Source organism: Streptomyces sp. NBC_01450 (assembly GCF_036227505.1).
In the GTDB taxonomy this organism is placed as follows: domain Bacteria; phylum Actinomycetota; class Actinomycetes; order Streptomycetales; family Streptomycetaceae; genus Streptomyces.
The window spans coordinates 6,789,457-6,816,178 of record NZ_CP109480.1 but is presented as its reverse complement, the minus strand read 5'-3'; the positions used below and the strand labels follow the sequence as shown (position 1 = coordinate 6,816,178).

25 protein-coding genes are annotated in these 26,722 nt (G+C 70.6%); 10 read left to right on the top strand and 15 right to left on the bottom strand.

Translation table 11 applies throughout. The annotated features are described in order from the left end of the window. Positions 1-56: 56 nt before the first annotated feature. Positions 57-1,097, bottom strand: a complete 1,041-nt coding sequence (locus OG568_RS30475; protein WP_329533848.1) for a glycosyltransferase family 2 protein — start codon at positions 1,095-1,097, stop codon at positions 57-59. Between the two features lie 127 nt (positions 1,098-1,224). On the opposite strand from OG568_RS30475, the gene OG568_RS30470 reads away from it, so the two are divergent. Continuing rightward, on the top strand, positions 1,225-2,727 hold the full coding sequence (locus OG568_RS30470; protein WP_443077786.1) for an LCP family protein: 1,503 nt from the start codon (positions 1,225-1,227) through the stop codon (positions 2,725-2,727). Between the two features lie 82 nt (positions 2,728-2,809). On the opposite strand, the gene OG568_RS30465 is transcribed toward OG568_RS30470, so the two are convergent. Continuing rightward, a complete protein-coding gene (locus tag OG568_RS30465; protein WP_266413373.1) occupies positions 2,810-4,108 on the bottom strand; it encodes an LCP family protein in 1,299 nt (432 codons plus the stop codon). 119 nt (positions 4,109-4,227) lie between these two features. Here OG568_RS30465 and OG568_RS30460 point away from each other — a divergent pair, with 119 nt between their 5' ends. From OG568_RS30460 to OG568_RS30450, 3 genes are all read left to right on the top strand, one after another. Next, positions 4,228-4,773, top strand: a complete 546-nt coding sequence (locus tag OG568_RS30460; RefSeq protein WP_266413371.1) for an acyl-CoA thioesterase — start codon at positions 4,228-4,230, stop codon at positions 4,771-4,773. Positions 4,774-4,875: 102 nt separating this feature from the next. Continuing rightward, positions 4,876-5,514 (top strand): HAD family hydrolase, encoded by a 639-nt coding sequence (locus tag OG568_RS30455; protein WP_266650288.1) that lies wholly within the window; start codon positions 4,876-4,878, stop codon positions 5,512-5,514. Positions 5,515-5,562: 48 nt separating this feature from the next. Next, positions 5,563-6,123: an SMI1/KNR4 family protein gene (locus tag OG568_RS30450; RefSeq protein ID WP_266582800.1), complete on the top strand. Its 561-nt coding sequence runs from the start codon at positions 5,563-5,565 to the stop codon at positions 6,121-6,123. Positions 6,124-6,207: 84 nt separating this feature from the next. Here the strand turns inward: OG568_RS30450 and OG568_RS30445 are convergent, their stop codons facing one another. Further along, a complete protein-coding gene (locus tag OG568_RS30445) occupies positions 6,208-7,365 on the bottom strand; it encodes an acyl-CoA dehydrogenase (RefSeq protein ID WP_266582802.1) in 1,158 nt (385 codons plus the stop codon). Positions 7,366-7,540: 175 nt separating this feature from the next. On the opposite strand from OG568_RS30445, the gene OG568_RS30440 reads away from it, so the two are divergent. After that, a complete protein-coding gene (locus OG568_RS30440) occupies positions 7,541-8,884 on the top strand; it encodes a UDP-glucose dehydrogenase family protein (RefSeq protein ID WP_329533846.1) in 1,344 nt (447 codons plus the stop codon). A 167-nt stretch (positions 8,885-9,051) separates the two neighbouring features. Here OG568_RS30440 and OG568_RS30435 read toward each other — a convergent pair whose 3' ends face one another. Continuing rightward, the gene (locus tag OG568_RS30435) at positions 9,052-9,549 is read right to left on the bottom strand and encodes a CGNR zinc finger domain-containing protein (RefSeq protein ID WP_329533845.1); all 498 of its coding nucleotides are present in this window, start codon (positions 9,547-9,549) and stop codon (positions 9,052-9,054) included. A gap of 104 nt (positions 9,550-9,653) precedes the next feature. On the opposite strand from OG568_RS30435, the gene OG568_RS30430 reads away from it, so the two are divergent. Beyond that, complete coding sequence (locus OG568_RS30430) at positions 9,654-10,019, top strand: VOC family protein (RefSeq protein ID WP_329533844.1); 366 nt, start codon at positions 9,654-9,656, stop codon at positions 10,017-10,019. A 120-nt stretch (positions 10,020-10,139) separates the two neighbouring features. Here OG568_RS30430 and OG568_RS30425 read toward each other — a convergent pair whose 3' ends face one another. From OG568_RS30425 to OG568_RS30415, 3 genes are read right to left on the bottom strand one after another with little or no spacing between them, the layout of a single operon-like run. Beyond that, positions 10,140-11,360 carry a dipeptidase gene (locus tag OG568_RS30425; protein ID WP_329533843.1) on the bottom strand — a complete coding sequence of 407 codons (1,221 nt, stop codon included), beginning with the start codon at positions 11,358-11,360 and terminating at the stop codon, positions 10,140-10,142. 5 nt (positions 11,361-11,365) lie between these two features. After that, positions 11,366-11,896 carry a 5-(carboxyamino)imidazole ribonucleotide mutase gene (purE, locus tag OG568_RS30420; RefSeq protein ID WP_266413363.1) on the bottom strand — a complete coding sequence of 177 codons (531 nt, stop codon included), beginning with the start codon at positions 11,894-11,896 and terminating at the stop codon, positions 11,366-11,368. Continuing rightward, entirely contained in the window at positions 11,893-13,053 is a 1,161-nt protein-coding gene (locus OG568_RS30415) for a 5-(carboxyamino)imidazole ribonucleotide synthase (RefSeq protein WP_329533842.1), read from the bottom strand. Before OG568_RS30415 ends, purE begins: the two co-directional genes overlap by 4 nt. A gap of 207 nt (positions 13,054-13,260) precedes the next feature. Here OG568_RS30415 and OG568_RS30410 point away from each other — a divergent pair, with 207 nt between their 5' ends. Further along, on the top strand, positions 13,261-13,812 hold the full coding sequence (locus OG568_RS30410; RefSeq protein WP_266582814.1) for a GtrA family protein: 552 nt from the start codon (positions 13,261-13,263) through the stop codon (positions 13,810-13,812). Between the two features lie 58 nt (positions 13,813-13,870). Here the strand turns inward: OG568_RS30410 and OG568_RS30405 are convergent, their stop codons facing one another. After that, positions 13,871-15,148 (bottom strand): ATP-binding protein, encoded by a 1,278-nt coding sequence (locus OG568_RS30405; RefSeq protein ID WP_266413357.1) that lies wholly within the window; start codon positions 15,146-15,148, stop codon positions 13,871-13,873. A gap of 229 nt (positions 15,149-15,377) precedes the next feature. After that, positions 15,378-16,055 (bottom strand): response regulator transcription factor, encoded by a 678-nt coding sequence (locus OG568_RS30400; RefSeq protein WP_266413355.1) that lies wholly within the window; start codon positions 16,053-16,055, stop codon positions 15,378-15,380. A 491-nt stretch (positions 16,056-16,546) separates the two neighbouring features. On the opposite strand from OG568_RS30400, the gene OG568_RS30395 reads away from it, so the two are divergent. After that, a complete protein-coding gene (locus OG568_RS30395) occupies positions 16,547-18,043 on the top strand; it encodes an oligopeptide:H+ symporter (RefSeq protein ID WP_329533841.1) in 1,497 nt (498 codons plus the stop codon). Between the two features lie 145 nt (positions 18,044-18,188). Here OG568_RS30395 and OG568_RS30390 read toward each other — a convergent pair whose 3' ends face one another. The 6 genes from OG568_RS30390 to OG568_RS30365 form a co-directional block, all read right to left on the bottom strand. Further along, positions 18,189-19,538, bottom strand: coding sequence for a hypothetical protein (locus OG568_RS30390; protein ID WP_329536502.1), 1,350 nt, complete (start codon positions 19,536-19,538; stop codon positions 18,189-18,191). 59 nt (positions 19,539-19,597) lie between these two features. After that, positions 19,598-20,722, bottom strand: a complete 1,125-nt coding sequence (locus tag OG568_RS30385) for a hypothetical protein (RefSeq protein WP_329536501.1) — start codon at positions 20,720-20,722, stop codon at positions 19,598-19,600. Between the two features lie 26 nt (positions 20,723-20,748). After that, a complete protein-coding gene (locus OG568_RS30380) occupies positions 20,749-21,705 on the bottom strand; it encodes a COG1470 family protein (protein ID WP_329533840.1) in 957 nt (318 codons plus the stop codon). Between the two features lie 46 nt (positions 21,706-21,751). Next, on the bottom strand, positions 21,752-22,462 hold the full coding sequence (locus tag OG568_RS30375) for an LPXTG cell wall anchor domain-containing protein (protein ID WP_329533839.1): 711 nt from the start codon (positions 22,460-22,462) through the stop codon (positions 21,752-21,754). A gap of 181 nt (positions 22,463-22,643) precedes the next feature. Then, complete coding sequence (locus tag OG568_RS30370; RefSeq protein ID WP_266413347.1) at positions 22,644-23,159, bottom strand: ATP-binding protein; 516 nt, start codon at positions 23,157-23,159, stop codon at positions 22,644-22,646. A gap of 294 nt (positions 23,160-23,453) precedes the next feature. After that, complete coding sequence (locus tag OG568_RS30365) at positions 23,454-23,822, bottom strand: STAS domain-containing protein (protein WP_266413345.1); 369 nt, start codon at positions 23,820-23,822, stop codon at positions 23,454-23,456. A 238-nt stretch (positions 23,823-24,060) separates the two neighbouring features. Between OG568_RS30365 and OG568_RS30360 the strand changes: the two genes are divergently transcribed. Continuing rightward, positions 24,061-24,981, top strand: a complete 921-nt coding sequence (locus OG568_RS30360; protein WP_385074948.1) for an RNA polymerase sigma factor SigF — start codon at positions 24,061-24,063, stop codon at positions 24,979-24,981. A gap of 188 nt (positions 24,982-25,169) precedes the next feature. Next, complete coding sequence (locus tag OG568_RS30355; RefSeq protein WP_329533838.1) at positions 25,170-26,687, top strand: RICIN domain-containing protein; 1,518 nt, start codon at positions 25,170-25,172, stop codon at positions 26,685-26,687. Positions 26,688-26,722 lie beyond the last annotated feature (35 nt).

The window sequence follows — 26,722 nt, the reverse complement described above, 5'->3', positions numbered from 1 at the left end:
GAAAGCGTGGGGCCCCTCCCGACACCGGGAGGGGCCCCATTGCTGTACGGCGAAGCTCAGTTGGCGGGTTCCGTGGAACCGAGCACCGCCGGCCGGCGGGAGGCGATGACCTTCTTCGCCAGGGCCTTCGGACTCGTGAGGAAGCCGAAGCCCCACGACATGTGCATGGTCGCGAGAGCGACGGGGATCTGCAGGCGGGCCTTCAACGGCAGCCCCTTGCCCGCGGGCAGCGAGCCCGCGGCTATCGCCGCGAGATACCCGCCGGGGATCAGGAAGCCCCACGGCGTCAGCGCCACACCCACCACGACGCCGGCCGCGATCGCGCACACGGCGGTCGGCGGGGCGAGGTAGCGCAGGTTGATGGAGCCCTCGTGGTAGCGGGCGACGACATGGCGCCAACGCCCGTAGTCCTTGTACTGCTTGGCCAGGGCCCGCACGGACGGCCGCGGCCGGTACGACACCTTCAGCTCGGGCGAGAACCAGATGAGGCCGCCCGCCTCCCGGATCCGGAAGTTCAGCTCCCAGTCCTGGGCGCGGATGAACTCCTCGTTGTAGCCGCCCTGGCGCTCCAGCGCCTCGCGCCGGAAGACACCGAGGTACACGGTCTCGGCGGGAGCGGCCTCGCCTCCCGTGTGGAAGGCGGCGTTCCCGACCCCGATCTTCGAGGTCATCGCGGCGGCGACCGCGTGCTCCCAGTCGTTCTCGCCCTCGGCGTGCATGATGCCGCCGACGTTCTGCGCGCCGGTCTCCTCCAGGAGACGTACGGCCGTCGCGATGTAGTTCGGCGACAGGATGCCGTGCCCGTCGACGCGGACGACGACGGGGTGCCGGGACGCCTTGATCGCCGCGTTGAGGGCGGCGGGGGTGCGCCCCGTCGGGTTCGGGACGGTGTGGACGCGCGGGTCTTCGCGTACGAGCTCGGCGGCGATCTCCTCCGTACGGTCCGAGGACGGACCGATGGCGATCACCACCTCCATCTCGCCGTCGTACTCCTGCGCCAGGATCGCTTGGACGGCCCCGCGCAGATGCCGCTCCTCGTCGAGGACGGGCATGATCACAGAAACGGCGGGGGGCCGCACGTCAGACTTCTCACTCATTGAACGTCACGTTACCGCGAATGGGGGACACGGGCGCGCGCCGCCCTGTCCACGGGCCGGGCAGCAGATCGTATGGGCCTACGGTGCTCACGGATCCCCACGTTCACCCCCGCGGAGGTGTCCCCCCTTGCCCACGCCGCCCCGCTCCCCCGCACGCCCGCAGCCCCGCCCGCAGAGTCGCCCGCAGCCGCCCCGCTCCCGGCGGCCTCCGGAGCGGTCCACCGTACGGCCCCCCGTACGGAGGAAGAAGCCGCGCTGGGCCATGCGGGTGGTCACCACGATCTCCGTGGTGGTCCTCGCCTCGGCGGGCATCGGACACGCGGTGGTCACCAGCCTGGGCGAGGGCATCGCCCGGGTCGACCCCTTCAAGGACATGAAGAACCGCCCCGCGGCGGGCCACGGCATGAACGTGCTGCTGGTCGGCACCGACGGCCGCGACAAGATCACGGAGGAGGAGCGGCGGAAGTACCGCCTGGGCGGCGCCCCCTGCCACTGCACCGACACGATGATGATCGTGCACATCGCGGCCGACAGGGACCGGGCCACCATCGTGAGCCTGCCGCGCGACTCGTACGCCGAGGTGCCCGCGCACACCGACCAGACCACCGGCGCCGAGCACGGCTCCCACCCGATCAAGCTCAACGCGGCGTACGCGGAGGGGGGCCCGCAGCTGACCGTGCGCACCGTCGAGAACATGACCCACGTGAAGGTCGACCACTACCTGGAGGTCGATTTCGCCAGTTTCATGCAGACGGTGGACGTGCTCGGCGGTGTGAACATCTGCACCGCGCAGCCCTTGAAGGACTCGTACACCGGACTCGACCTGACCGCCGGCACACACACGCTGAACGGCGGGCAGGCACTCCAGTACGTACGTTCCCGGCATGTCGACGGCGCCTCCGACCTCGGTCGGATGCAGCGCCAGCAGCGGTTCCTGGCGGCGCTGATCGAGCGGGCCACGTCGTCGGGGGTGCTGCTGAACCCCATGAAGTTCCGTGACGTCACCCGGGCCGTGCTCGGCTCGGTCCGCGCGGACCAGGGGTTCGGCACGGACGAACTGCTGGACCTCGGCCGGGCGATGCGCAACTTCTCCCCCTCCTCCTCCGAGTTCACGACCGTGCCGATCGGGCAGATGGCCTACGCCGTCAAGGGCATCGGTTCCACGCTGAAGTGGGACGAGAACAAGGCCACCGCGCTCTTCCAGTCACTGCGCGACGACAAGCCGCTCGCCGCCCCGCACCAGGCGGCGCCCGCGAAGACCGTGCGCGTCGAGGTGGCCCCGCAGCAGATCCAGGTCCAGGTGGAGAACGGGACGCCCACGGACGGACTGGGCAAACGCATGGACAGCGCCCTGGCCGCCACCGGGTTCCACACGACGGGCCGGCCCGTCAACGCCCAGGACCGCACCACCCAGCACAGCGTCATCGTCTACGACCCGCGCTGGGACCGCTCCGCGAAGTCCCTCGCGGCCGCGCTCCCGGGCAGCGAGCTGCGCGAGGTCAAGGGGCGGGGACCCTTGCTGAAGGTGATCGCCGGGTCCGACTTCAAGCAGGTCACACGGGTCCGGGTGCAGGATCCCTATCAGGGCGAGGCCCGGGTGGTGACGGGGGATCAGGTGGTGTGTCCGTAGGTGACGCGCGCCTCACCCGGACAGGCGAAGGGCCCCGCCGGTTCGTCCGGCGGGGCCCTTCGTGGTGCCTTCGTGGTGGAGGTCAGTTGCCCGACACCGTCACCGTCTGGTCGTTCTTCAGCTCGTCCACCAGCGTCTTGACCTTGGCCTTGTCCCAGACGAGGTTGCCGCCCGTGGAGCCGGAGATCGGCATGTTCATGGACTTGCCGTCGCCGCCGGTGACGCCCTTCATCGCCCAGAACATGCTGCCCAGGTCCCACAGGCTCATGTCCTTGTCGACCGTGAGGCTGTCGAGGCCCGAGCCCATGGTCGGGTAGAGCTTGAAGGGGTTCAGGACGGTCCCGGGGGTCGCGACCTGGTGGGCCAGCGCGGACAGGAACTTCTGCTGGTTCTTGGTGCGCTGGAGGTCGGAGGCCGCGAAGGCGTGGCGGGTACGGACGAAGGCCAGAGCCTGCTCGCCGTTGAGGGTCTGCTTGCCCGCCTTGAAGTCGGCGCCGGAGTACTTGTCCTTGAAGCCCTGATCCAGGGTCATCTCCACACCGCCGACCGCGTCGACGATGTTCGCGAACCCGGCGAAACCTATCTCCACGTAGTGGTCGATGTGCAGGCCGGTGTTGTACTCGATGGTGCGGACCAGCAACGTCGGCCCGTCCTCCGCGTACGCCGCGTTCAGCTTCACCTGACGGCCCGTGCCCTGGAAGGTCTTGCCGGACGCGGATCCCTGGTACGTGGGGATCGTCACGTTCGAGTCGCGGGGCAGGGAGACCAACGTGTCGCCGTTGTCCCCGACGTGCAGGATCATCATCGAGTCCGTGCGCTTGCCCTCGGCGGACCCGGTGTGCAACTTCTTCTTGTCCTCGGCCGACATGCCGGCGCGGCTGTCGGAACCGACGATCAGGTAGTTGGTGCCCTTGCCCGTCTCGGGCCGGTCTATGACCTTCGAGAGATCCACGTCACGGTGGAGCTTGGAGTCGGCCCAGAAGTACGTGCCCACGGAGACCACGACCAGCAGCGTGACCAGCGTGATCGCGGTCCACTTGATCCGCCGCCGCCAGTTCGGCGCGGGGCGCGGGCCCCGCATGTCCGCCCCGCCGGGTCCCTGCGGACCGCCGGGGCCGCCCGGCGAACCGTAGACCTGTCCGGTGTTGTAACCGGAGTCGTACCCGTTGTCAGGCGCGGCGCCGTACCCCTGGCCGCCGTCGTACGTCGGCTGCTGGGGCACCCCGCCGTACGGCGGGGCGGACGGGCGCGGACCGGGCGTTCCCGGGCCACGCTGAACCTGCCGCATGACACGGGCGCCCTCAGGCTGAGCGCCTGCGCTGCCGCGTCCGTAACGGTCGCTGCGATTGCTGTCGGACCACCCGTCGGGCCAATCGTTCATGCGGACCAGTGTGCAGGTCCACACCGTGTGCCTTACAAGAGAGCGGGGAGATCTGGGTCACGCCTGTTGCAGAGCTGATGCAAAGAGACCACCGCACGCCCCCGCATAGGGTGGAGGGCATGACAGACCAGGCGCCCACCCCGGAATCCGATATTCCAGGCAAGCCGACCTCCGCGTCCCGGACCACCCTCAGCCACATCATGACCCACAACGACACCAACCTTCTGGGCACGGTGCACGGCGGAGTGATCATGAAGCTCGTCGACGACGCGGCGGGGGCGGTGGCCGGGCGGCACTCCGGCGGGCCGGCCGTCACCGCCTCCATGGACGAGATGGTCTTCCTGGAGCCGGTCCGCGTGGGCGACCTCGTTCATGTGAAGGCCCAGGTGAACTGGACGGGGCGGACGTCCATGGAGGTCGGCGTCCGCGTGCTGGCCGAGCGCTGGAACGAGTCGACGCCGCCCCAGCAGGTGGGTTCGGCCTATCTCGTCTTCGCCGCGGTCGACGGCGACGGCAAGCCGCGGCGCGTGCCGCCCGTCCTCCCCGAGACCGAGCGCGACGAGCGGCGCTATCAGGAGGCCCAGATCCGGCGCACTCACCGGCTGGCACGCCGCCGGGCGATCATGGAACTGCGGGAGAAGCGTGCGGCGAACGGGCTGGACTAGGTTCTGTCCGGCAGGATCCCCCGGACAGGCCCCACCGGCGCTTCGGAGCGGAGAGGCATCCCTGGCCGACGGCTGCCCGCGGCCAGATGCCAGGGTGAGGTCATGACCCTCTCCCCCGCGGCCCCGTCCGCCTCCGGCGGACACCCCTTCGACGCGGTGCTCTGTGACGTCGACAACGTGATCCGCGTCTACGAACCGGCCCACCTGTACGCCTTGGAGCGCGCCGCCGGGCTGGCCGAGGGCACCACCATGAAGGTGGCCTTCGCGCCGGACACGGTGCTGCCGCTGGTGCTGGGCCGGATCACACCGGACGAGTGGGCGGGGTCGATCCTGCGGGGCCTGAGCGGGCTGGTGGCCGACGGGACGGCGGCGGAGCTGAGCACGGCGCTCGTACGCTCCCCGTTCCACGCCGACGAGACGGTGGTGGCGCTGCTGCGCCGGGCCCGCGCCCAGGTGCCGCTGGTCCTCGTCACCAACACCTCGGTGCAGTTGGAGGAGGACCTGGAGGTCCTGGGGCTGACGGACCTCGCCGACCACGTGGTCAGCAGCGCGCGGGTGGGCATCGCCAAGCCCGACCGGCGCATCTACGACATCGCCGTCGAGCGGGCCGGCGTCCCGGCCGAGCGCTGCCTGTTCGTGGACGACACCCTGGAGAACGTGGACGCGGCGGCCGCCCTCGGCATGCGAACCGTCCACTACCGCACGCCGGAGGACCTACGGGGCGCGCTGAACGGCGTGTGAGGCCGCCCGCACCGGGCGTTGTCAGAGCCGGCTGGTATCCATGACCGCATGAACAACGATCACGCCACCCCGGAGGAACTCGCGGCGCTGCGCGGGGCGTTCGCCGTGGACGACGGCGGAGAGTCGGCGCTCGGCTGGGCGGCCGTGCACGCCTTCGAGGCGGAGCACGGCATCGTGCTGCCCGAGCCGTACCGGACGTTCTGCGCCGAGGTGACCGACGGTTCGTACTCCGGGCCGCCGGAGTACGGGCTGGTGTCCCTGGCCGAGCTGCCCAAGGACTGGGGCGACGACGGGCAGGGGCGCGACCTGAGCCGGCCGTTCCCGCTCACGGAGGCATGGCTGTGGGAGGACGACCCGAGGCCGGCCGAGGAGATCGATCCGGTCGTAGAGCAGGTCTTCGACCACGGGTCCGTCGTGCTCGGCACCGACGGGTGCGGAATGAACTGGCATCTCGTCGTCACCGGCCCGCACCGGGGGCACATCTGGCACATCACCGGGGAAGGCGCCGTCCCCTTCGGCGCCGAGTTCGGGTTCACGACCTCCGCACCGGGGTTCGCGGGCTGGGTCGGTCACTGGGCCGCGCAGAAGGAATGGTTCGACGCCGCGTAGGGACGCGTGAGCGGCCCGCCCGGGACAAGGACGAGGGGCACCCCCCGCCGGGGTGCCCCTCAATTCCCTGGTGCCGGGGGTGGGTTACGGCAGGTTGCGTGCCATGACGATGCGCTGGACCTGGTTCGTGCCCTCGTAGATCTGGGTGATCTTGGCGTCGCGCATCATGCGCTCGACCGGGTAGTCGCGGGTGTAGCCGTAGCCGCCGAGGAGCTGGACGGCGTCCGTGGTGACCTCCATGGCGACGTCGGAGGCGAAGCACTTGGCCGCCGCGCCCTGGAAGGTGAGGTCCTTGTCGCCGCGCTCCGACTTCGCAGCGGCCGCGTACGTCAGCTGCCGGGCCGCCTCGATCTTCATGGCCATGTCGGCGAGCATGAACTGGATGCCCTGGAAGTCGGCGATCGGCTTGCCGAACTGCTTGCGCTCCTGGACATAGCCCTTGGCGTAGTCGAGGGCGCCCTGCGCGATGCCGAGCGCCTGCGCGGCGATCGTGATGCGGGTGTGGTCCAGGGTCTTCATGGCCGTGGCGAAGCCGGTGCCCTCCTCGCCGATCATGCGGTCGGCCGGGATGCGGACGTTGTCGAGGTAGACCTCGCGGGTCGGGCTGCCCTTGATGCCGAGCTTCTTCTCGGGGGCGCCGAAGGAGACGCCCTCGTCCGACTTCTCGACGACGAAGGCCGAGATGCCCTTCGAGCGCTTGGTGGGGTCGGTGACCGCCATCACCGTGTAGTACTCGGACTCGCCCGCGTTGGTGATCCAGCGCTTCACACCGTTGAGGACGTAGTCGTCGCCGTCGCGGACGGCCTTCGTCTTCATGCCCGCCGCGTCCGAGCCCGCGTCCGGCTCGGAGAGGCAGTACGAGAACATCCCGTCGCCCTTGGCGAGAGGGGTCAGGTACTTGTGCTTCAGGGCCTCGGAACCGGAGAGGATCACCGGGAGCGAGCCCAGCTTGTTCACGGCCGGGATCAGGGAGGAGCTGGCACACACACGCGCCACCTCCTCGATCACGATCACCGTGGCGAGCGCGTCGGCACCCGCGCCGCCGTATGTCTCCGGTACGTGCACGGCGTGCAGATCGGAGGAGACCAGAGCGTCCAGGGCCTCCCGCGGGAAACGGGCTTCCTCGTCCACCACGGCCGCGTACGGTGCGATCTTCGCCTCGGCCAGCGAGCGGATCGCGTCACGGAGCATGTCGTGCTCCTCGGACGGGCGGTACAGGTCGAAATCAGCCGATCCGGCCAAGGTCTCTCACGCTCCAAAGACGCTAATTACCGTTAAGTAACCCAAATTTTAGGGGTCCGCCCACGGGAGGGATACGTGAGCTTGGCGACAGGAGGGAACCTGCCCGATGAGGGGCCCGAACATGCCCCGACTATGCTCGGGCAGCGCACTGAAGCCATTCATCCCAGGAGCACCCATGGCCCTCAAGATCACCGTGATCGGCACCGGCTATCTCGGCGCCACCCACGCCGCGGCCATGGCCGAGCTCGGGTTCGAGGTGCTGGGGCTCGATGTCGTCCCCGAGAAGATCGAGATGCTGCAGCGGGGCGAGGTCCCGATGTACGAGCCGGGACTCGAGGAACTGCTGCGCAAGCACGTGGCGGGCATCGAGGGATCCACCGGCCGACTGCGCTTCACCATGGACTGGGCCGAGGTCGGGGAGTTCGGCGACGTCCACTTCGTCTGCGTGAACACACCGCAGAAGCACGGGGAGTACGCGTGCGACATGTCGTACGTCGACGCCGCCTTCGAGACGCTCGCCCCGCATGTGAAGGGGCCCGCCCTCGTCGTCGGCAAGTCCACCGTGCCGGTGGGCTCCGCGGAGCGGCTGGCGCGCACGCTCGCCGAGCTCTCCCCCGCCGGTGAGGACGCCGAGCTCGCCTGGAACCCGGAGTTCCTGCGCGAGGGCTTCGCCGTCCAGGACACGCTGCACCCCGACCGTGTCGTGGCCGGCGTACGCAGCGAGCGGGCCGAGAAGATCCTGCGCGAGGTGTACGCGACGCCCGTCGCCGAGGGCTCGCCCTTCGTCGTCACCGACTTCCCGACCGCCGAGCTGGTGAAGACCGCCGCGAACTCCTTCCTCGCGACCAAGATCTCCTTCATCAACGCCATGGCCGAGGTGTGCGAGGCGGCCGACGGCGATGTGGTCAAGCTGGCCGAGGCCATCGGGCACGACGAGCGGATCGGCAAGAAGTTCCTGCGGGCCGGGATCGGGTTCGGCGGCGGGTGCCTGCCGAAGGACATCCGCGCCTTCATGGCGCGCGCCGGTGAGCTCGGCGCGGACCAGGCGCTGACCTTCCTGCGCGAGATCGACTCCATCAACATGCGCCGTCGCGGCCAGATGGTGGAGATGGCCCGGGAGGCGCTGGGCGGCGGATCGTTCCTCGGCAAGCGGGTCGCCGTGCTCGGCGCGACCTTCAAGCCCGACTCGGACGACGTCCGCGACTCGCCCGCGCTGAACGTCGCCGGGCAGATCCACCTCCAGGGCGGCCAGGTCACCGTCTACGACCCGAAGGGCATGGCGAACGCCAAGCGGCTCTTCCCGACGCTCGGGTACGCCGACTCCGCGGTCGGGGCCGTACGCGGCGCCGATGTCGTCCTGCACCTGACCGAGTGGCAGGAGTTCCGCGAGCTGGACCCGGCGGTGCTGGGCGAGGCCGCCTCGGCCCGGGTGATCCTGGACGGCCGCAACGCGCTCGACCCCGAGACGTGGCGCCGGGCCGGATGGACGTACCGGGCGATGGGCCGCCCCACCGCCTGATGACGCTTCACAGGTGGCCTGGCAGCGCTTCGTGGGCGGCCTGACAGCTCTTCGCAGGTGACGCCGGTCCGGCCGAGGCTCAGTCGGCCGGACCGCCGTCATCGCACATTCTCCATGCTTCAGGCGACCGGCGTGGCCAGTTGTTCCACTTTGTATTAACGGACGGCCTACTTCGCGCGGTACCGACGCATCTTCGCGCGCGCCCCGCAGACCGACATCGAGCACCAGCGGCCGCGGCCCGCCGGGGAGCGGTCGTAGTACGCCCAGTGGCAGGTCGGTGCCTCACAAGCCTTCAGCCGCAGCCAGGTGCCCTCCACGAGCGCCTCCGCGACGGCGGCCGCGACACGCGACGCGAGTGAGGCGGCCGCAGGGACGAGCCGCGCCGCGCCGTCGTGCTCGTCGACCGTCACCTGCAGCGGGGCCCGGGCCAGCAACTCGCCGAGGGGGGTCACCGCGCGGTGCGCCGGGTGGCCCGCGTGCGCCAGACAGGCCGCGCGCAACGCCTCACGCAGCTCGCGCGCCGCCTCAGTCTCGCCTTCCGCGAGGCCGAAGGGCGCCCGGCCCTCGGCGGTGTCCAGCGAGTCCGCGCCCGACTCGATGTCCAGGGTGTTCACCAGCGACTGGATCAGAGCCAGACCGCCGGGTGCGGGCGCACGGTCATTCATGGTTGCGACGTTACCTCCTATGCGAGAGCATGCAGTAACCGTTACCCCTTGAAGGGGTATAGAGGTAACTCGTCGGTGTCGTTGGTAACCCCTCGGAGGAAGTCATGGCTCTCGCCAAGCTGGGTGTCGTCGTCCTGGACTGTCCCGACCCGCGCGCCCTCGCCGGGTTCTACGCCGAGGTGCTCGGCGGCACGGTCGAGGGGGACGGGGACTGGGACTGGGTCGACCTGAAGGTGTCCGAGGGGCCCTCGCTGGCCTTCCAGGCCGCCCCCGGCCACGTACCGCCGCGGTGGCCCGCGCCCGACGGCTCGCAGCAGTTCCATCTGGACCTGACCGTCGACGACCTGGACGCCGCCGAGAAGGGCGTCCTGGCGCTCGGCGCACGGATACTCGACGCCGAGGACCGCTCACGCACCTGGCGGGTGTACGCCGACCCGGCGGGGCATCCGTTCTGCCTCTGCGCCGGCTGACCGCGTCTGCTGACCGAGGACGGGTCGTCCCCGGGCCTCCCGAGCGGACGGCACGGGGCCGTCCGCCGCGGGGAACCGGCCTCCCGGGACCGGACCGCGCACAGGACGCGGGGCGGCGTCTCAGCCGTCCAGCTGTTCCAGCGTCGCGTTGGACGGGCCGCGGGTGGCCCGGAGGTCGCGGGCCACGTCCTCGGCCGCGCCCAGGACCCGTACCGCGTTCTGCCAGGTCAGCTTGGCGAGGTCGGTCTTCGACCAGCCGCGGTCCAGCAGCTCGGCGATCAGGTTCGGGTAACCGGACACGTCGTCGAGGCCGTCGGGGGTGAACGCCGTGCCGTCGTAGTCGCCGCCGATGCCGAGGTGGTCGACGCCGGCGACCTCGCGCATGTGGTCGAGGTGGTCCGCCACCGTCGACACCGTGGCGACGGGGCGCGGGTGGGACTCCTCGAAGGCGCGGTGGACCTTCATGCCCTCGGGGGTGGTGTCGAGGTGGTGGAAGCCGTTCGCGCGCATGTTGTCGTCGGCCGCGGCCGTCCAGTCGACCGCCGCCTGCAGGACGAACTTCGGCACGAACGTCACCATCGCCACTCCCCCGTTGGCGGGCAGCCGCTCCAGGACGTCGTCCGGGATGTTGCGCGGGTGGTCGCACACCGCGCGCGAGGAGGAGTGGGAGAAGATCACCGGCGCGACGCTCGTGTCGAGCGCGTCCCGCATGGTCGTCGCCGCGACGTGCGAGAGGTCGACGAGCATGCCCTCGCGGTTCATCTCCCGCACGACCTCACGGCCGAAGGCCGACAGACCGCCGACGGCCGGCACGTCGGTCGCCGAGTCCGCCCAGGCGATGTTGTCGTTGTGGGTGAGGGTCATGTAGCGCACGCCCAGCGCGTACAACCCCCGCAGCACGGCGAGGGAGTTGTCGATGGAGTGGCCGCCCTCCGCGCCCATCAGGGAGGCGATACGGCCCTGCGCGCGCGCCGCCTCCATGTCGGCGGCCGTCAGCGCGGCCCGCAGGTCGGAGGGGTGCCGGTCGATCAACTGCCGTACGCAGTCGATCTGTTCCAGTGTCGCGGTGACCGCGCCGGGCAGGTCCGAGCGGACGTACACCGACCAGAACTGCGCGCCGACACCGCCCGCGCGCAGCCGCGCCAGGTCGGTGTGCAGGTGGGCGCTCTGGTCGGTGGCGATGTCGCGGGCACCGAGGTCGTAGCGGACCTGTTCGCGCAGCGCCCAGGGAAGGTCGTTGTGGCCGTCGACGACGGGGAAGTCGGCGAGCAGCGCGCAGGCCTCGCCGAGGGACTGCGTGGACGTTGCCGACGACGTGGCGGACGACGCGGGGGAGGCCATGGGCGTCACTTCCCCGAGCCGAAGCCGAAGCCGCCGCCCGCGCCGTCGACCTTGGCGCGCAGCCGCTTGCCCTTCTCGGTGGCCTGGTCGTTCAGCTCCTGCTGGAACTCCCGCATGCGGGTGAGGAGTTCCTCGTCGTGCGCGGCGAGCATCCGGGCGGCCAGCAGGCCCGCGTTGCGCGCGCCGCCGACGGAGACGGTCGCGACCGGGACACCGGCCGGCATCTGCACGATCGACAGCAGCGAGTCCATGCCGTCGAGGTACTTCAGCGGGACCGGCACACCGATGACGGGCAGCGGGGTCACGGACGCGAGCATGCCGGGCAGATGGGCGGCGCCGCCCGCGCCGGCGATGATCGCCTTGAGCCCGCGCTCCGCGGCCTGCTCGCCGTACGCGATCATCTCGCGCGGCATGCGGTGCGCGGAGACGACATCCACCTCGTAGGGGATCTCGAACTCGTCCAGCGCCTGCGCGGCCGCTTCCATGACGGGCCAGTCGGAGTCCGACCCCATGACAATGCCTACGACGGGGCTCATTCGGTGATCGTGCCTCTCAGGTAACCGGCTGCGTGGCGGGCGCGCTCGAGGACGTCGTCCAGGTCCTCGCCGTAGGTGTTGACGTGGCCGACCTTGCGGCCGGGCTTCACGTCCTTGCCGTACATGTGGATCTTCAGCTGGGGGTCGCGGGCCATGCAGTGCAGGTACGCGGAGTACATGTCCGGGTAGTCGCCGCCCAGGACGTTGGCCATGACCGTCCACTTGGCGCGCGGGCGCGGGTCGCCCAGGGGCAGGTCCAGGACCGCGCGGACGTGGTTGGCGAACTGGGAGGTGATCGCGCCGTCCTGGCTCCAGTGGCCCGAGTTGTGCGGGCGCATGGCCAGTTCGTTGACGAGGATGCGTCCGTCGTGGGTCTCGAAGAGCTCGACGGCCAGGTGACCGACGACACCGAGTTCCTTGGCGATGCGCAGCGCGAGCTCCTCGGCCTGCAGGGCCAGCTCGTCCGGTATGCCGGGCGCGGGGGCGATCACCGTGTCGCAGACGCCGTTGACCTGCTGGGACTCGACCACGGGGTAGGCGACCGCCTGGCCGTGCGGGGAGCGGACGACGTTCGCGGCGAGTTCCCGTACGAAGTCGACCTTCTCCTCGGCGAGGACGGGCACGCCGGCCCGGAAGGGCTCGGCCGCGTCCTCGATCGACCGGACGAACCAGACGCCCTTGCCGTCGTAGCCGCCGCGGACCGTCTTGAGGATGATCGGGAAGCCGTCGCCCTCGGCCCCTTCGGCGAGGCCTTCCGCCGCGAACGCGGCCACGTCCTCGACGTCGGTCACGATCCGGTGCCGCGGGCACGGCACGCCGATCTCGTCGAGCTTCGCGCGCATCACGCCCTTGTCCTGGGCGTGCACGAGCGCGTCCGGGCCGGGGCGGACGGGGATGCCGTCCGCCTCCAGGGCACGCAGATGCTCGGTGGGTACGTGTTCGTGATCGAAGGTGATCACATCGCAGCCCCGCGCGAACTCACGCAGCGTGTCGAGGTCGCGGTAGTCGCCGATGACGACATCGCCGACGACCTGCGCCGCGGAGTCCTGAGGGGTGTCACTGAGGAGCTTGAACTTGATGCCGAGCGGGATGCCCGCCTCGTGTGTCATACGAGCGAGCTGACCCCCGCCGACCATGCCGACTACCGGGAACGTCACGCCCCAAGGGTATCGGTCGCGCCATGCGGGCCGGTTTCCGCGCCTGGGATCCCGGCCGCGGTCCCGGCCTCGGCCCGCTTTTCCCTCGCTGTGACCCGCTCTTTCCGGTCCCGTGAGGCCGTCCACAGGCACGAGGGCGGCCCGCTGGTTAGAGTGGCTGGGTTGAATTTTTCGACCGATGTACGACCTACGGGGGCTGGCGACACCATGGGCAGTGCTTCTTCGGGGCTTCGCGTACGGCCCCGCAGCGCGGTTCGCCGCCGGTTCGACCAGCTGTTCCGGGAGATCGCGAAGTTCGGGGCGGTCGGCGGAGCGGGGCTTCTCGTCAACCTGGTGACGTTCAACCTGGTGCGTCACGTGACCGGGCTGCAGGTCGTACGGGCCAGTGTCATCGCCACGATCGTCGCAATCGTCTTCAACTACATCGGGTTCCGTTACTTCACGTACCGGGACCGCGACCGGGGCGGCCGCACCAGGGAGATGGGCCTCTTCGTGCTGTTCAGCGCGGTGGGGCTGGTCATCGAGAACGGTGTGCTGTACGTGGCGACGTACGGGTTCGGCTGGGACAGCTCGCTGCAGAGCAACATCTTCAAGTTCCTCGGCATCGGCATCGCGACGCTGTTCCGGTTCTGGTCGTACCGCACCTGGGTGTTCCGTACGGTGCCGGACGAGGCGCGTGAGGTCGTGGTGAGCGCGGAGGCGCTCCTCGACGAGGAGCCGGAGCCCCGACGGTCCCGCGCACGGGCCCGGGCGAACTGAGCCGTCCAGGGCCGGTCCAGGGCTGCCTGACCGTCTAGGTCTGCCTGACCGTCCACGGCTATCTGACCGTTCGCTCCTCGTCCTCCACCAGCGGTGGCCTCTTCAGCGGTGTGCGGGAGAGGAACAGGCCGAACACCGGCGGCTGCGCCTGGAGCATCTCCAGGCGGCCCCCGTCCGCCTCCGCGAGGTCGCGCGCGACCGCGAGGCCGATCCCCGTGGAGTTGCGGCCGCTGATCGTGCGCTCGAAGATGCGGGCGCCCAGGTCGGTGGGGACGCCCGGGCCCTCGTCCGTGACCTCCACGACGGCCTGGTTGCCCGTGACGCGGGTGCGCAGGGCAACCGTGCCGCCCCCGTGCATGAGCGAGTTCTCGATGAGCGCGGCCAGCACCTGGGCGACCGCGCCCGGAGTGCCGACGGCCTGCAGATGCCGCTTGCCCGAGCTGACGATGGCGCGGCCCGCGCTGCGATAGGCCGGGCGCCACTCCTCCAGCTGCTGCTTGATGACCTCGTCGAGGTAGAAGGAGACGGCGGAGCCGGTACGGGGGTCGCGGGCGTTGGTGAGCAGCCGCTCCACCACGTCCGTGAGGCGCTCGACCTGCGTCAGCGCGATCGTCGCCTCCTCCTTCACGTTGTCCAGGTCATCCGTGAGGGTGATTTCCTCCAGGCGCATGGAGAGGGCCGTGAGCGGCGTACGGAGCTGGTGGGAGGCGTCCGCGGCGAGCCTGCGCTCGGCGGTGAGCATCCGTGCGATCCGCTCCGCGCTGCTGTCCAGGACGTCCGCGACACGGTCCAGCTCCGGGACGCCGTAGCGCTTGTGGCGTGGGCGGGGGTCGCCGGAGCCGAGCCGCTCCGCGGTCTCCGCGAGGTCGGTGAGCGGGGAGGCGAGGCGGTTGGCCTGGCGTACGGCCAGCAGGACCGCGGCGACGATCGCGAGCAGCGCGACCGCGGCGATGATCAGGAGGGTGCGGCCGACCTCGCGCGTCACGGCCGAGCGGGGCTCCTGGACGGTGATCGTCTCGCCCTCCTCGCCCTTGGCCGTGGAGTGGATGACGTCACCGCTGGGCTGGATGCCGAGCTCGACGGGGGCCTGGCCGGGGATGCGGATCACGGCGTACCGGTCCTCCGCGACCTGGTTCTTGAGGATCTCCGCGTTGATGTGCTCGTCGCCGAGGATGCGGCTGTCGACGATGCTGGCCAGGCGCAGGGCCTCGGAGTCCACGCGTTCCTGGGCGCTGTTGCTGATCGTGCGGGTCTCGACGATCACGAGGGAGACGCCGAAGACGGCGATCACGACGAGCACGACGGCGAGCGTGGACTGGATGAGACGGCGACGCACGGGGTCCTCCGGGCGGGTGGCTGTACGTGGACCAGTGTGCCTTGACGCTGCGCCGGGCTGGGGCAGGGGCGGCCGGTTCCTTGTCCGCGGGCCGGTGGGGGCTGGTCGCGCCCACGCGGCGGAGCCGCATAGGTAACGGCCCCGCGCCCCTCAGGGCGGGGCTTCGCCCCGATCACCCAGCTGTCCGCCCCTGAAGACTCCAGCCCCGCCACCCACCCCCGGCGGAGCCTCAGCTCTTCTCGAAGCGGAAGCCGACTCCTCGTACCGTCGCGATGTAGCGGGGATTCGCCGCGTCGTCGCCGAGCTTCTTGCGGAGCCAGGAGATGTGCATGTCGAGGGTCTTGGTGGACGACCACCACGTGGTGTCCCAGACCTCGCGCATCAGCTGGTCACGCGTGACGACCCGGCCGGCGTCCCGGACGAGGACCCGCAGCAGGTCGAACTCCTTCGCCGTGAGCTGGAGTTCCTCGTCGCCCATCCACGCCCGGTGCGACTCGACGTCGATGCGCACCCCGTGCGTGGCGGGCGCCTGCTGCGGCTCCGCGGCGCCGCGGCGCAGGAGGGCCCGGACACGGGCGAGGAGTTCGGCAAGGCGGAAGGGCTTGGTGACGTAGTCGTCGGCGCCCGCGTCGAGACCGACGACGGTGTCCACCTCGTCGGCACGCGCGGTCAGGATGAGGATGGGGACGGTGTGGCCTTCGGCACGGAGTCGGCGGGCCACTTCGAGGCCGTCCATACCGGGCAGGCCCAGGTCCAGGACGACCAGGTCGACGCCGCCCTGCATTCCGGCGTCGAGTGCGGTGGGTCCGTCCTCGCGCACTTCGACCTCGTAACCCTCCCGGCGCAGGGCGCGGGCCAATGGCTCCGAGATGGACGCGTCGTCCTCGGCGAGCAGTACACGGGTCATGGGGTGATGGTAGTCCGCCTCGGACAGCGCCTGTGGTGTGATCGCCAACCGTAATTCTTACCTGGGGCTGTACGGTTGCTTGCCTGCGGCTGTGGGAAGCGATCTTGCCTGACGCCTTCGAATAGGTGTCCGTGGTTCCATTATTACCTGTGATCCATGTCTCAAGTCCTTCCATATGCCACATTGGGATGTCGTATGGTGACCAGACGCCTGTAGCACCAGTAGGGGACCTTTGGCACGCACTTGACGCTGAAGGTCTCTTTCATGTGCGGGCTGGTGTTCTCCAGCCCCGAAAGGAATGACCTGTGGCCGGGCCCGAGCGCGCGATTGCGTGACGGGCGTGGATCCCGGTGGTCGCCGTCCACCGCTTCGCAACCCGGAGCGGACTCCCCGTGGGCGTGGGGAAGGACGGTCCGACCCCGCCGGTGCCGGCCGCCCCCCACCGGGCGCGTGACGCTCAAGCAGCGCGTCCCGACCAGCAAGGAACGACCATGGCGTCCAGCCTGACGAAGGACTCGGCGACTCCGGGCACCCCCGGTTCCGAGAGGACCTTCTTCGGCCACCCCCGCGGACTGGCCACCCTCTTCATGACCGAGATGTGGGAGCGATTCTCCTACTACGGCATGAAGGCTCTGCTCCCGCTGTACCTGGTGGCACCGGGCGGCCTGCACCTCAGCGCGGCCACCGCGACCGCGATCTACTCGGTGTACCTGTCGCTGGTGTACCTGCTCGCCCTGCCGGGCGGCTGGTTCGCCGACCGCGTCCTCGGCCCCCGCAAGACGGTCGCCGTCGCGGGCGTCATCATCATGCTCGGCCACCTCACACTGGCCCTGCCGTCGTCCGGCACGTTCTACGGCGGCCTCGGGCTCGTCGCGATCGGTTCCGGTCTGCTGAAGGCCAACATCTCCACGATGGTCGGCCACCTCTACAACGGCCCGGACGACCCGCGCCGTGACGGTGGCTTCACGCTCTTCTACATCGGCATCAACCTCGGTGCGTTCGCCGCTCCGCTGGTCATCGGCACCGTCGGTGAGAACGTCAACTGGCACCTGGGCTTCGCGCTCGCCGCGCTCGGCATGGCGCTGGGTCTGACCCAGTACCTGCTCGGCGGCCGTCACCTGAACCCGCGCTCGCACGAGATCCCCACGCCGCTGTCGGCCGAGGAGAAGGCCGCGACGCTGCGCAAGTCCGCGCTGTGGGCGGCCGTCGCGGTGGTCTTCTACTGCGTCGTCGGCTTCTCGGGTCACTACACCCTGAACTGGCTGCTGGTCCCGATCACCATCGCCGGTCTGATCATCCCGGTCCTGGTCATCGCCCGTATCAAGCGGGACAAGGACCTCGACCGCGCCGAGCAGTCGAAGATGTCCGCGTACATCTGGTTCTTCGTCGCCGCGGCCGTCTTCTGGATGATCTACGACCAGGGCGGCTCGACCATGTCGATCTTCGCCGACTCCTCCGCCGAAAACACGATCTTCGGCTGGGAGTTCCCGGTCTCCTGGTACCAGTCCGTCAACCCGGTCATGATCATGGCGCTCGCGCCGGTGTTCGCCTGGGCGTGGCTGGCGCTGAACAAGCGCGGCAAGGAGCCGAGCACGGCCACCAAGTTCGCGTCGGGTCTGATCCTGATCGGTGCGTCGTTCTTCCTGTTCCTGGCTCCGCTGACGATCGCCGAGGGCGGTCACAAGGCGGCCGCGATGTGGCTGGTCGCGATCTACTTCGTGCAGACCGTCGGTGAGCTGACGCTCTCCCCGGTCGGCCTCTCCGTCACCACGAAGATGGCTCCCGCGAAGTACGCCTCCCAGATGATGGGTGTCTGGTTCCTGGCCGTCACCGCCGGTGACGCCACGACCGGCCTCCTCTCCATCGCCGAGGTCGACCTCAACAAGACGGGCATCGTCGCCCTGGAGGCCACGCTCGCCGTGATCGCCGGTGTCGCGGTGTGGATGTACCGCAAGAAGGTCAAGGTCCTGATGGGCGACGTCCACTGACGCACGCCGCCACGTAGGCACTGCTTTCCGTATCCCGAAGGGCCGGCCGCACCACTTGGTGCGGCCGGCCCTTCGGGTTTTCACCACGCCGCCAGTACTGGGGGGCCGCCGGTGATCACCCTGCAAGCCCTGACCCGCCTCCGCCTCAGCGCAGGCGCTTGCGCGGCATGAACGTGAAGATCGCTCCGCCCAGCAGGATCACCGTCCCCGCGACCAGGCCGAGTGCCCGAAGCCCGCCGTGGTCGTTCGCGCCGGTCTCGGCCAGGCCTCCGCCGGACGAGGACGAGGACGAGGACGACGAGCCGGAGGACGACCCGGAGCCCGACGTCGTCGCGCCGGAGACGCCGCCCGCCTGCTTCTGGACGTCAAGTTCCAGTGAGACGGCGGTCTTTGTCGCCTTGCAGGGGATCGTGATCGGGTCGGATCCGGCACTCAGCGTCACGACGATCGTCAGATCACCTGGGCTGAGCGTGGCCTTGCCGTCCGCTCCGGGCTTGTACGTGCCCGTCATGTCGCCGAGCGAGACCGGGTCGCCCGTGTTGAGAGCGTCCTTGTTGGCAGGGCCCTCGACCTTGAGCGAGCCGCTGTCGTCGCCGCCGACCGTGATCACCATGGAGGGCTTCAGCGCGCCCGCGGGCAGCGGGGCGGGGCTGTCCATCACGCCCTCGGCGGTCTTCACCGTGAGGTCGTAACTCCCGCCGTTCTTCTTGGCGTTGATCGTCGCCGAAGAATCGATCTTGGCGGGGCCGGGCGAGGTGCAGGCGAAGGACGTGGTCACGGTCTTGCCGGCGAAGTCGGTCTGACCGTCATCCCCGCCGGACGTCGACCCGCCGGACGTCGACCCGCCGGACGTCGACCCGCCGGACGTCGACCCGCCGGACGTCGTGCCACCGGACGTCGTGCCACCGCTGGTCGTGGATCCACCCGAAGTCGTGGTGCCGGAGGTGGTCGTCCCGCCGGAGGTCGATCCGCCCGAGGTCGTCGAACCGCCCTCGGCGGCCGTCACCTTGATGGTGGCAGCGGCCGGCACCGCCTCCTTGGGCGTGCACTTGGTGTCCGTCGAGTAGGCGGTGATGGTGTACGCGTCCGGGGTCAACGTGACGTCACCCGCCGTCGTCAGCTTGGCCTTGCCCGTCATGTCGGACAGCACCATGTCGCCGCCCTTGGGAATCTCCGGGTTCTCCTGCGGCCCCTCCATCGCGATGTCCGCGGTCTGCGCACCGGACGCCTTGAGAGTTCCCGTGGGTTTGACCGAGTCCTTCGGCAGGACAATGAGGTCCGGATTCTTGGACGCCGCCTGGACGAACTTCCACACGACCTCGATCTCGTCACCCACCTTCGCCGTCGCCGGTGCGGTGACCTCCACCTTGGTGGTGCCCTCGACGGGATCCAGGCCGGAGGCCGCGGGCGGTATGCACTCCGTCTTGTACGACACCTCGGCGGCCTGCGCCGGGACCGCGGTCACTCCCAACAGGATGCCCGCGCCGCCGAGCATCAGCGCGACCCCGGCCGCGCTCGTTCTGCGGCCTCCGGGCACAACTCTCCGTCGCCTGTTCACGTGTTCCCCTTCGTCGTCGGACCGGTGTCTTGCGGTGCGGAGAGCTGACCGTTCGCCGCGGTTCCCGGAACGTTGTCCGGCGTGAACCACGGCAGGGTCGGGTTCGTAGCGGTCTTCGATGCCACGGGCGCGGACGCGGACGCGCTCACTCCGGGCGCACGGGACGGGCTCGCCTTGGCCATACGGAACGGGGCCGGCCTGGGCACGCGGGAGGCGAGTTCGGGCAGGCGCAGGCTCCGGTGCCGGCCCGCGCGCCCCGCCGACCTGCGCGGACGCACCCGGTCCACCACGGCCATCCCGATCCGGAACACCGCGGCCGGCACCACCACGCCGAGCAGGATCCAGAAGAGGGTCACCCCCCAGGGGCGGCCCACCCCCCAGGGCTGCTCGGCGAGGACCTTCCCGCTGTACCGCAGCGAGACCGTGTAGTCACCGTGCGCCCCGGCCGCGAGCTCGACCGGGAGCTCGATCCGCGCCTTCTTGCCGGGTGCGATCGTGCCGCGCCAGTCCTGGTCCTCCCACTGCGGCGCGAACACGCCGTGGGAGGTGCCGATCTGGAAGACGGGGTTCTTGACGGAGGCGGTGCCGACGTTGCCGACGGTGAAGACGAGCCGGCGGTCCGGCGGCGCCCCGAACCAGGTCAGCAGCCCGCTCGACCCGTCGAGGCGGGTGTCGGTGAGCACCGAGAGCCGCCCGCCGCCCACCTCCTTCGGCAACGGTTCGACCGAGTGCCCGGCGACCATGAAGATCGCGTCGGCCTCCGCCTTCTCCCCCGTGACCGTGGCGACGTGCACCACGCACGGGCACGGCTTGGGCGGCTCGGTGACCGGCAGTTCCTTGCTGAAGTGGCCCTGCGCGTCGGTGGTGACGGCCCGGCCGTCGGCGTTGGCGCAGGAGTTGGTGCCGCCGATCACCCCGCGGGACGGCACGGCCTGCCCGCAGATCAGCGTCATCAGCAGGGTCTTCGGCCGCCATCCGTTGCCGGTCACGGTGACCGAACCACCCGTCCCCGCCTCGGACTTGGACAGGGTCACGCCGGGCTTCCCGGCCGCGGACGCCGAGGACACCGGTCCCACCAGCGGAGCCAGGACGAGCGCGAACGCCGCCACCAGCGCCGACATCCGCGCCTTGCCGCTCAGGACTGCGCTCACGACACCGCTCCCGTCCACTCGACTTCCGTACGCGGCCGTTCACTCGCCCCGCCGTCCGGCGTACGACGCCTGTGCCGTCGTACGCCCCACAAGGCGCCCAGCGCCGCGAGCCCCGCCCCGGCGGCCGCCGCGAGCGCGCCCCACGGCACGAACCGCACCGACGCGGACGTCGTGTCGTGCGCCCCGCCCGCCGCCGTCACCGTCAGCCGTACGTCGACCGCGTCCAGCGCCGGGGGGTCGTGCCAGGGCTCGGTGAGCGTGACGCGGCGGCCGGGCAGCAGGTCGAGGGGCAGGGTGCGCGGGGCGCGGTCCAGGGCCCGGCCGAGGACGCCGTCGGCGCGTACCGCGAGCTTCGGGGTCAGCACGGTGTTGCCGCGGTTGACCAGCTCGTACGAGATGCGCCCGCCGTGCACGGCCACGTGCTCGACCGTGAGCGCCGACACCGCCGGACCGCCGACCCGCAGCTGGACCCGGACCGCCGAGGACCGGCCGCCGGCGCCCGCGACGATCGCGCCGGGGTGGTCGCCGGGCGTCGCGCCCGCCGGGACGCTCACGGTGAACGGCACGTCGGCCCGGGTGTGCGCGGGCACCCGCAGCGAGAGCGTGCGCACCGGGATCCGCCGGCCGCCCCGGTCCCCGGCGAACGCGATCCACGCGCCCGTGTCCGTGGACTTCCCGGTGGCGCGCACGGTGAGGCCGCCGTTCGCGGTGTTGTCGGCGTCCGCGCCGCGCAGCCGCACGGTCACGGGCCGCGCGCCCGGGTTGAGCAGGGACACGGAGTCCTGCAGGACCGTGCCGGGCGTGCCCTCCGCGTAGACGTACGGCCGCCCGTCCGGCGTGCTCGCGGACGGCGCGAGGGACCAGCCGTCGTCGGCCACGGCCACGGCCACCGGGGTGGCGGCGGCCGACAGCAGCACGGCGACGGCACAGCGGAGGACGGGGGCGTACGGCATCGGCGGCTCCTGCTGGTCGTACCGTCGTACGGGGGGCGTGGCGCCCTCAGCGGCGGGTCGTCTGATGCCTGCGGGTCAGCCACAGCGTGCCCGCCGCACCCGCGAGCAGCACCGTGCCGCCGAGCGTGCCGAGGGCGATCGCCGAGTCGGCGGGGCCGGTCTGCGGGAGCTGGCCGCCGGAGTCGGTGCCGGTCGAGCCCGTCGAACCGCCCGAGCTGCTGGATCCCGAACCGCCGCTCGCCGCCGTGACGTCGAGGGTCAGCGACGGCCCGGGGTTGTTCGTGGGGGTGCACGTGGTCGTCGTGCCGAGCGCCTTGATCGTGAGCACACCCGCGGTGAAGGTGACCTTGCCGGTCTTCTTCGGCGTGTACGTACCCGACAAGTCACTGATTTTGATAGGGGTGTTGGCGGGGATCGCCGCCGCGTTGGCGGGGCCGCTCACGGCCACCGTGCCACTGTCCGCGCCGCCCACCTTGATCACGGCACTCGGGCTCATCGCGCCCTTGCCGAGCTCCACCGGGCTGGAGGAGACGCCCTTCTGCCAGGACATGGTGAGCTTGTAGCCGCTGCCGCTCTTGACGCTCTTGATGTCGATGGGCGAGACGGCGCTCTTGTCGCCGATCGGCGTCTTGCACTGGTAGTTGACGTTCACCACGCTGGCCTCGGCGGCGGGGGCGGCCATCAGCACCGCCGAGCCGGCCAGGGCCGCGGCGAACGCGAGCGCGGCGGTTCGTTTCTGGTACGTCCGGTACGACACCTCGGGGCCTCATTCCTGACGGAACATCAGATCGGCCGTCAAGGTACGCCCGGTCCCTTGTGGAGGGAAGACAAAGTGCGCGCCGGATCCGAGGAGATCCGGCGCGCGTTCGGCGACGTACGAAGAAGGGTTCGAACCGCGGGTAACCCAAGGTGGGAGTTGCACCCGGGGTCGGGTGGCCCTACGCGGGCGCCCCGAGTTCCGCCCACACCGTCTTGCCCGCGACCCCCGGAGTACGCACGACTCCCCAGTCCAGACACAGCCGCTGCACGATGAACATGCCGTGGCCGCCGGGGCGGCCGGCGCGGTGCGGGGTGCGCGGGGCAGGCTGGCCAGCGCCACGGTCGGAGACCTCGACGCGCAGCACCTTGTTGTCGCAGGAGATCCGGAGCTCGTCCGGGCCCTCGGCATGCAGACAGGCGTTGGTGACGAGTTCGGAGACGACCAGCAGGACGTCCTCGGCGGCGGCCCGCTGGTCGGCGCTCGCGGCGGGCAGCCAGCCCCACGCGTGCAGCGCCTGGCGGGCGAAGTCGCGGGCGAGCGGCACGACGCCGCTCTCGCCGTCGAAGCTCAGTCTGCGGGCCTGACGCCCCCCGGACGGAGCGGCCAGGCCACCGCCCCCAGGCGCCCCGGAAGCGCCGCCGTCGCCCGACTCCGGGCCGCGGTCGCCCGGCGAGTAGGGCCGGGTGGTGCTCATCAGCGCTTCACCTCACCGATTCACCAGTTTTACGATTCAAGACTCAGTACTCAGCATGTGGTACGCGGGGCGGGTGCTTCCGCACTCAGGGCGTTCCAGACGAATATCCACGACTGTCCACGACGATTGCCTACGACGTTCCCACCGATTGTTGCCGACATAGTCAGGATGTCTCCTGCCCGACCGATCCGCCGGAACACCCCCTTTGTTCGACGGGGATGGTGTGACCCTGGCGACGTCGTGGACACAGGGGGGACTCCGGGGCACGCCGAGGCCGGGCCCCGACCGCCCCGCCTAGTCGGCCAGGGCCGCATCGAGCGTCTCGTGCACGGTGAAGACGGCGTCCGCCCCCGTGATCTCGAAGACCCGGGCGACCACCGGCAGCATCCCCGCCAGATGGACCCCGCCGCCCGCGGCCTCGGCCTTCAGCCGGGCGCCCAGCAGCACGTTCAGCCCGGTGGAGTCACAGAACTCCAGTCGCGAGCAGTCCACGACCAGGCGGGAGTGCCCCTTGTCAAGGCAGTCCTCGAGTGGCTCGCGCAACAAATCAGCCGTGTGGTGATCCAACTCACCCGCGGGGGTCACGACGGCGCTTGAGCCCTCTTCCCGCACCTCGACTAGAAGCCGGCCCGACTGTGCGCTGCCGACCGTCTGGCGGTCCATGCCGTCTCTCTCCCGAGCGTCGCGACTGCTGATGTACGCATTCGAACACTACGCCTTCCACACGATCCCCGACACCCGAACAACCCCCTGAAAATGGACATTTCGCCACGCAATGCACTTGCGGGAGGCGCGCGAAAGCGGGTAGGGCTAGTAGAGACACCTATTCGACACGACCGGCTTCGGAGGCGCCGCACACCGCAGTGCACGCATTGGCATCGGCGGCCATATGCCGAGAACGATGGAGGACACCATGTCACCCCGGCTCGACGCATCGCAGACCCAGACGGCGACGTCGACACCTTCTCTGGAACGCCCGGAGCGTCTCGACGAAACCGGAACCAGCGGACTCGACGGGCTCGACGGACTTCCCGAGATCCCCCCGTACGACGAGGTGGGACCGGTGGACGCACGGGCCCTGTCCAAGACCCTCTTCGAGCGGCTGGAGTCCCTCGAAGAAGGCACCCACGACTACTCGTACGTGCGCAACACGCTGGTCGAGCTCAACCTCGCGCTGGTCAAGTTCGCCGCCTCCCGCTTCCGCTCCCGCAGCGAGCCGATGGAGGACATCATCCAGGTCGGCACGATCGGCCTGATCAAGGCGATCGACCGCTTCGAACTGAGCCGCGGCGTCGAGTTCCCCACCTTCGCGATGCCGACCATCATCGGCGAGATCAAGCGCTTCTTCCGCGACACCTCCTGGTCCGTGCGCGTACCGCGCCGACTTCAGGAACTCCGTCTCGACCTGGCCAAGGCGGGCGACGAACTCGCCCAGCAGCTCGACCGGGCGCCCACGGTGGGCGAGTTGGCGCTGCGCCTGGGCATCACCAACGACGAGGTCGTCGAGGGCATGGCCGCCTCGAACGCCTACACGGCCAGTTCGCTGGACGCCCAGCCCGAGGAGGACGACTCCGAAGGCGCGCTCGCGGACCGCATCGGCTACGAGGACCACGGCCTCGAGGGCATCGAGTACGTGGAGTCCCTCAAGCCCCTGATCGCCGAACTCCCCTCGCGCGACCGGCAGATCCTCTCGCTGCGCTTCGTCGCCAACATGACACAGTCCGAGATCGGTGACGAGCTCGGGATCTCGCAGATGCATGTGTCGCGGCTGCTGTCGCGGACGCTGGTGCGCCTGCGGAAGGGACTGACGGTCGAGGAGTGACGCTCCCGGCCGAGAGCGGTTCGGCGCCGATGGCGCCGGACCGCTTTTTCTCACGACACCGTCTTTTTCTTACGACACCGTCCTCCCTCTTTCCTCAAAGGGCCACCCCCGTCACTATGAGCACTCCAAACTGGCTGGTATGTCAGGACGGGAGCGAGTGACCGCACGGGGTGCAAGGAGGCCGACACATGGCTCAGGTCGACGCGGGCGCGTCCGACGCGCGGCTCACCGAGCTGCTGGGCGCCGACACCCCCAGCGCGTATCCGGCCCTCCAGGAACTCCGCGAGCGGCACCGTCCGTCGGTCCTCGCCTACGCCCGCCTGTGCACCCGTAGCGAGTCGGCGGCGCGGCAGCTCGCGGCGCAGGCGTTCACCCTGGCGGCCCAGGAGACGGCGCGCGGCTCGGACCCGAGCGTCCCCTGGCGGCACCGACTCCTGCTGCTGGCGGGACGGGTGGCCGCCTCGTGGGCGGGGGACGAACGGGCCGCCGGTCTCGACCCCGGTCTGCTCCTCGTGCTGAGCACGGCGGGCCCCGGCGGCCCGGTGCCGCCCATGCTCGCCCCGTTCCGGTCCCTCCCGTCTCGCGCCCAGGGGCTGCTCTGGTACGGGGTCGTGGACGAGGAGCCCGCCGACCGGGCGGCCGTCCTGCTCGGCCTCACCCATGAGGACGTGACGTACGGCGTGCAGCCCGCGCTGCAGGCCCTGGGCCAGGCCTGTCTGAAGTCCCGGCTCGCCGCCTCCGACGACCCGCGCTGCGGGGACTTCCGGCGGCTGATCGAGGAGTCGCTGCGGCCGGACAACCCCCGTTCCAGCCCCGATCTGCACGCCCACATGGCGCACTGCGCGCACTGCACGACGGCATACGAGGAGCTGTCCGCCCTGCGCGACCATCCGCGCACCGCCCTGGCCGAGGGACTGCTGCCGTGGGCGGGCACGGCGTACGTCATGAGCGAGACGGGCGAGCCCCGGCCCGGCGTCCCCGCCTCGTCGGGGCCCTGGCCGCCGTCCCGCCGTCTCGTCGTGACCTCGGCGGCGGCCCTCGGTGTCGCTCTGGTGCCGCTGCTGTTCGTCGTGCTGTCGTCGGGCCGCTCGCCGTCCCAGGACACGGCGGGCGCGGTCACCACCCCGTCGGTCGTGCCGCGGGTGACCGTGACGGCGACCGTCTCGGCGACCCCCTCGCCCCCGGCCCCGCGGCCCTCCGCGACCAGCGAGTCCCCTTCCTCGAATTCCCCGAAGCCGAGCCCCTCCCCGTCGAGATCGGCCAGTCCGAGGCCGTCCCCCACGCCCACCCCGACCTACCCGCCGGGCGGCAGCTACGCCCAGGTGGTGAACATCGCCTCGGGCCTGTGCCTGGACATCCGCGACGGCGATCCGACCCAGGGCACGGACGTCGTCACGGCCCCCTGCACCTCGGCCCGCACCCAGCGGTGGCGGGTCGACTCCGGGCGCGGTGTCCTGCAGTCGTACGCCGACTCCGACCTCTGTCTGGACAGTCGCGGCTCCGTGGACAACGGCGTCGGGATCTGGGACTGCGGCTCGATCGACGGCAGTCACGGCCAGAACCTGAGGTTCACCGTGGACGACGACGGTGTGATCCGCCCGTCCATCGCCGTCGAGACCGCGGTCACGCCGAGCGGCGGGGACGGCCTGTCCCTGCTGCCGCTGAACGGGGGCGCGAGCCAGCGGTGGCGGGCCGGAGCCTCATAGGCCCCGGCATCGCGCTCCCGGCGTCCTGACCCCGG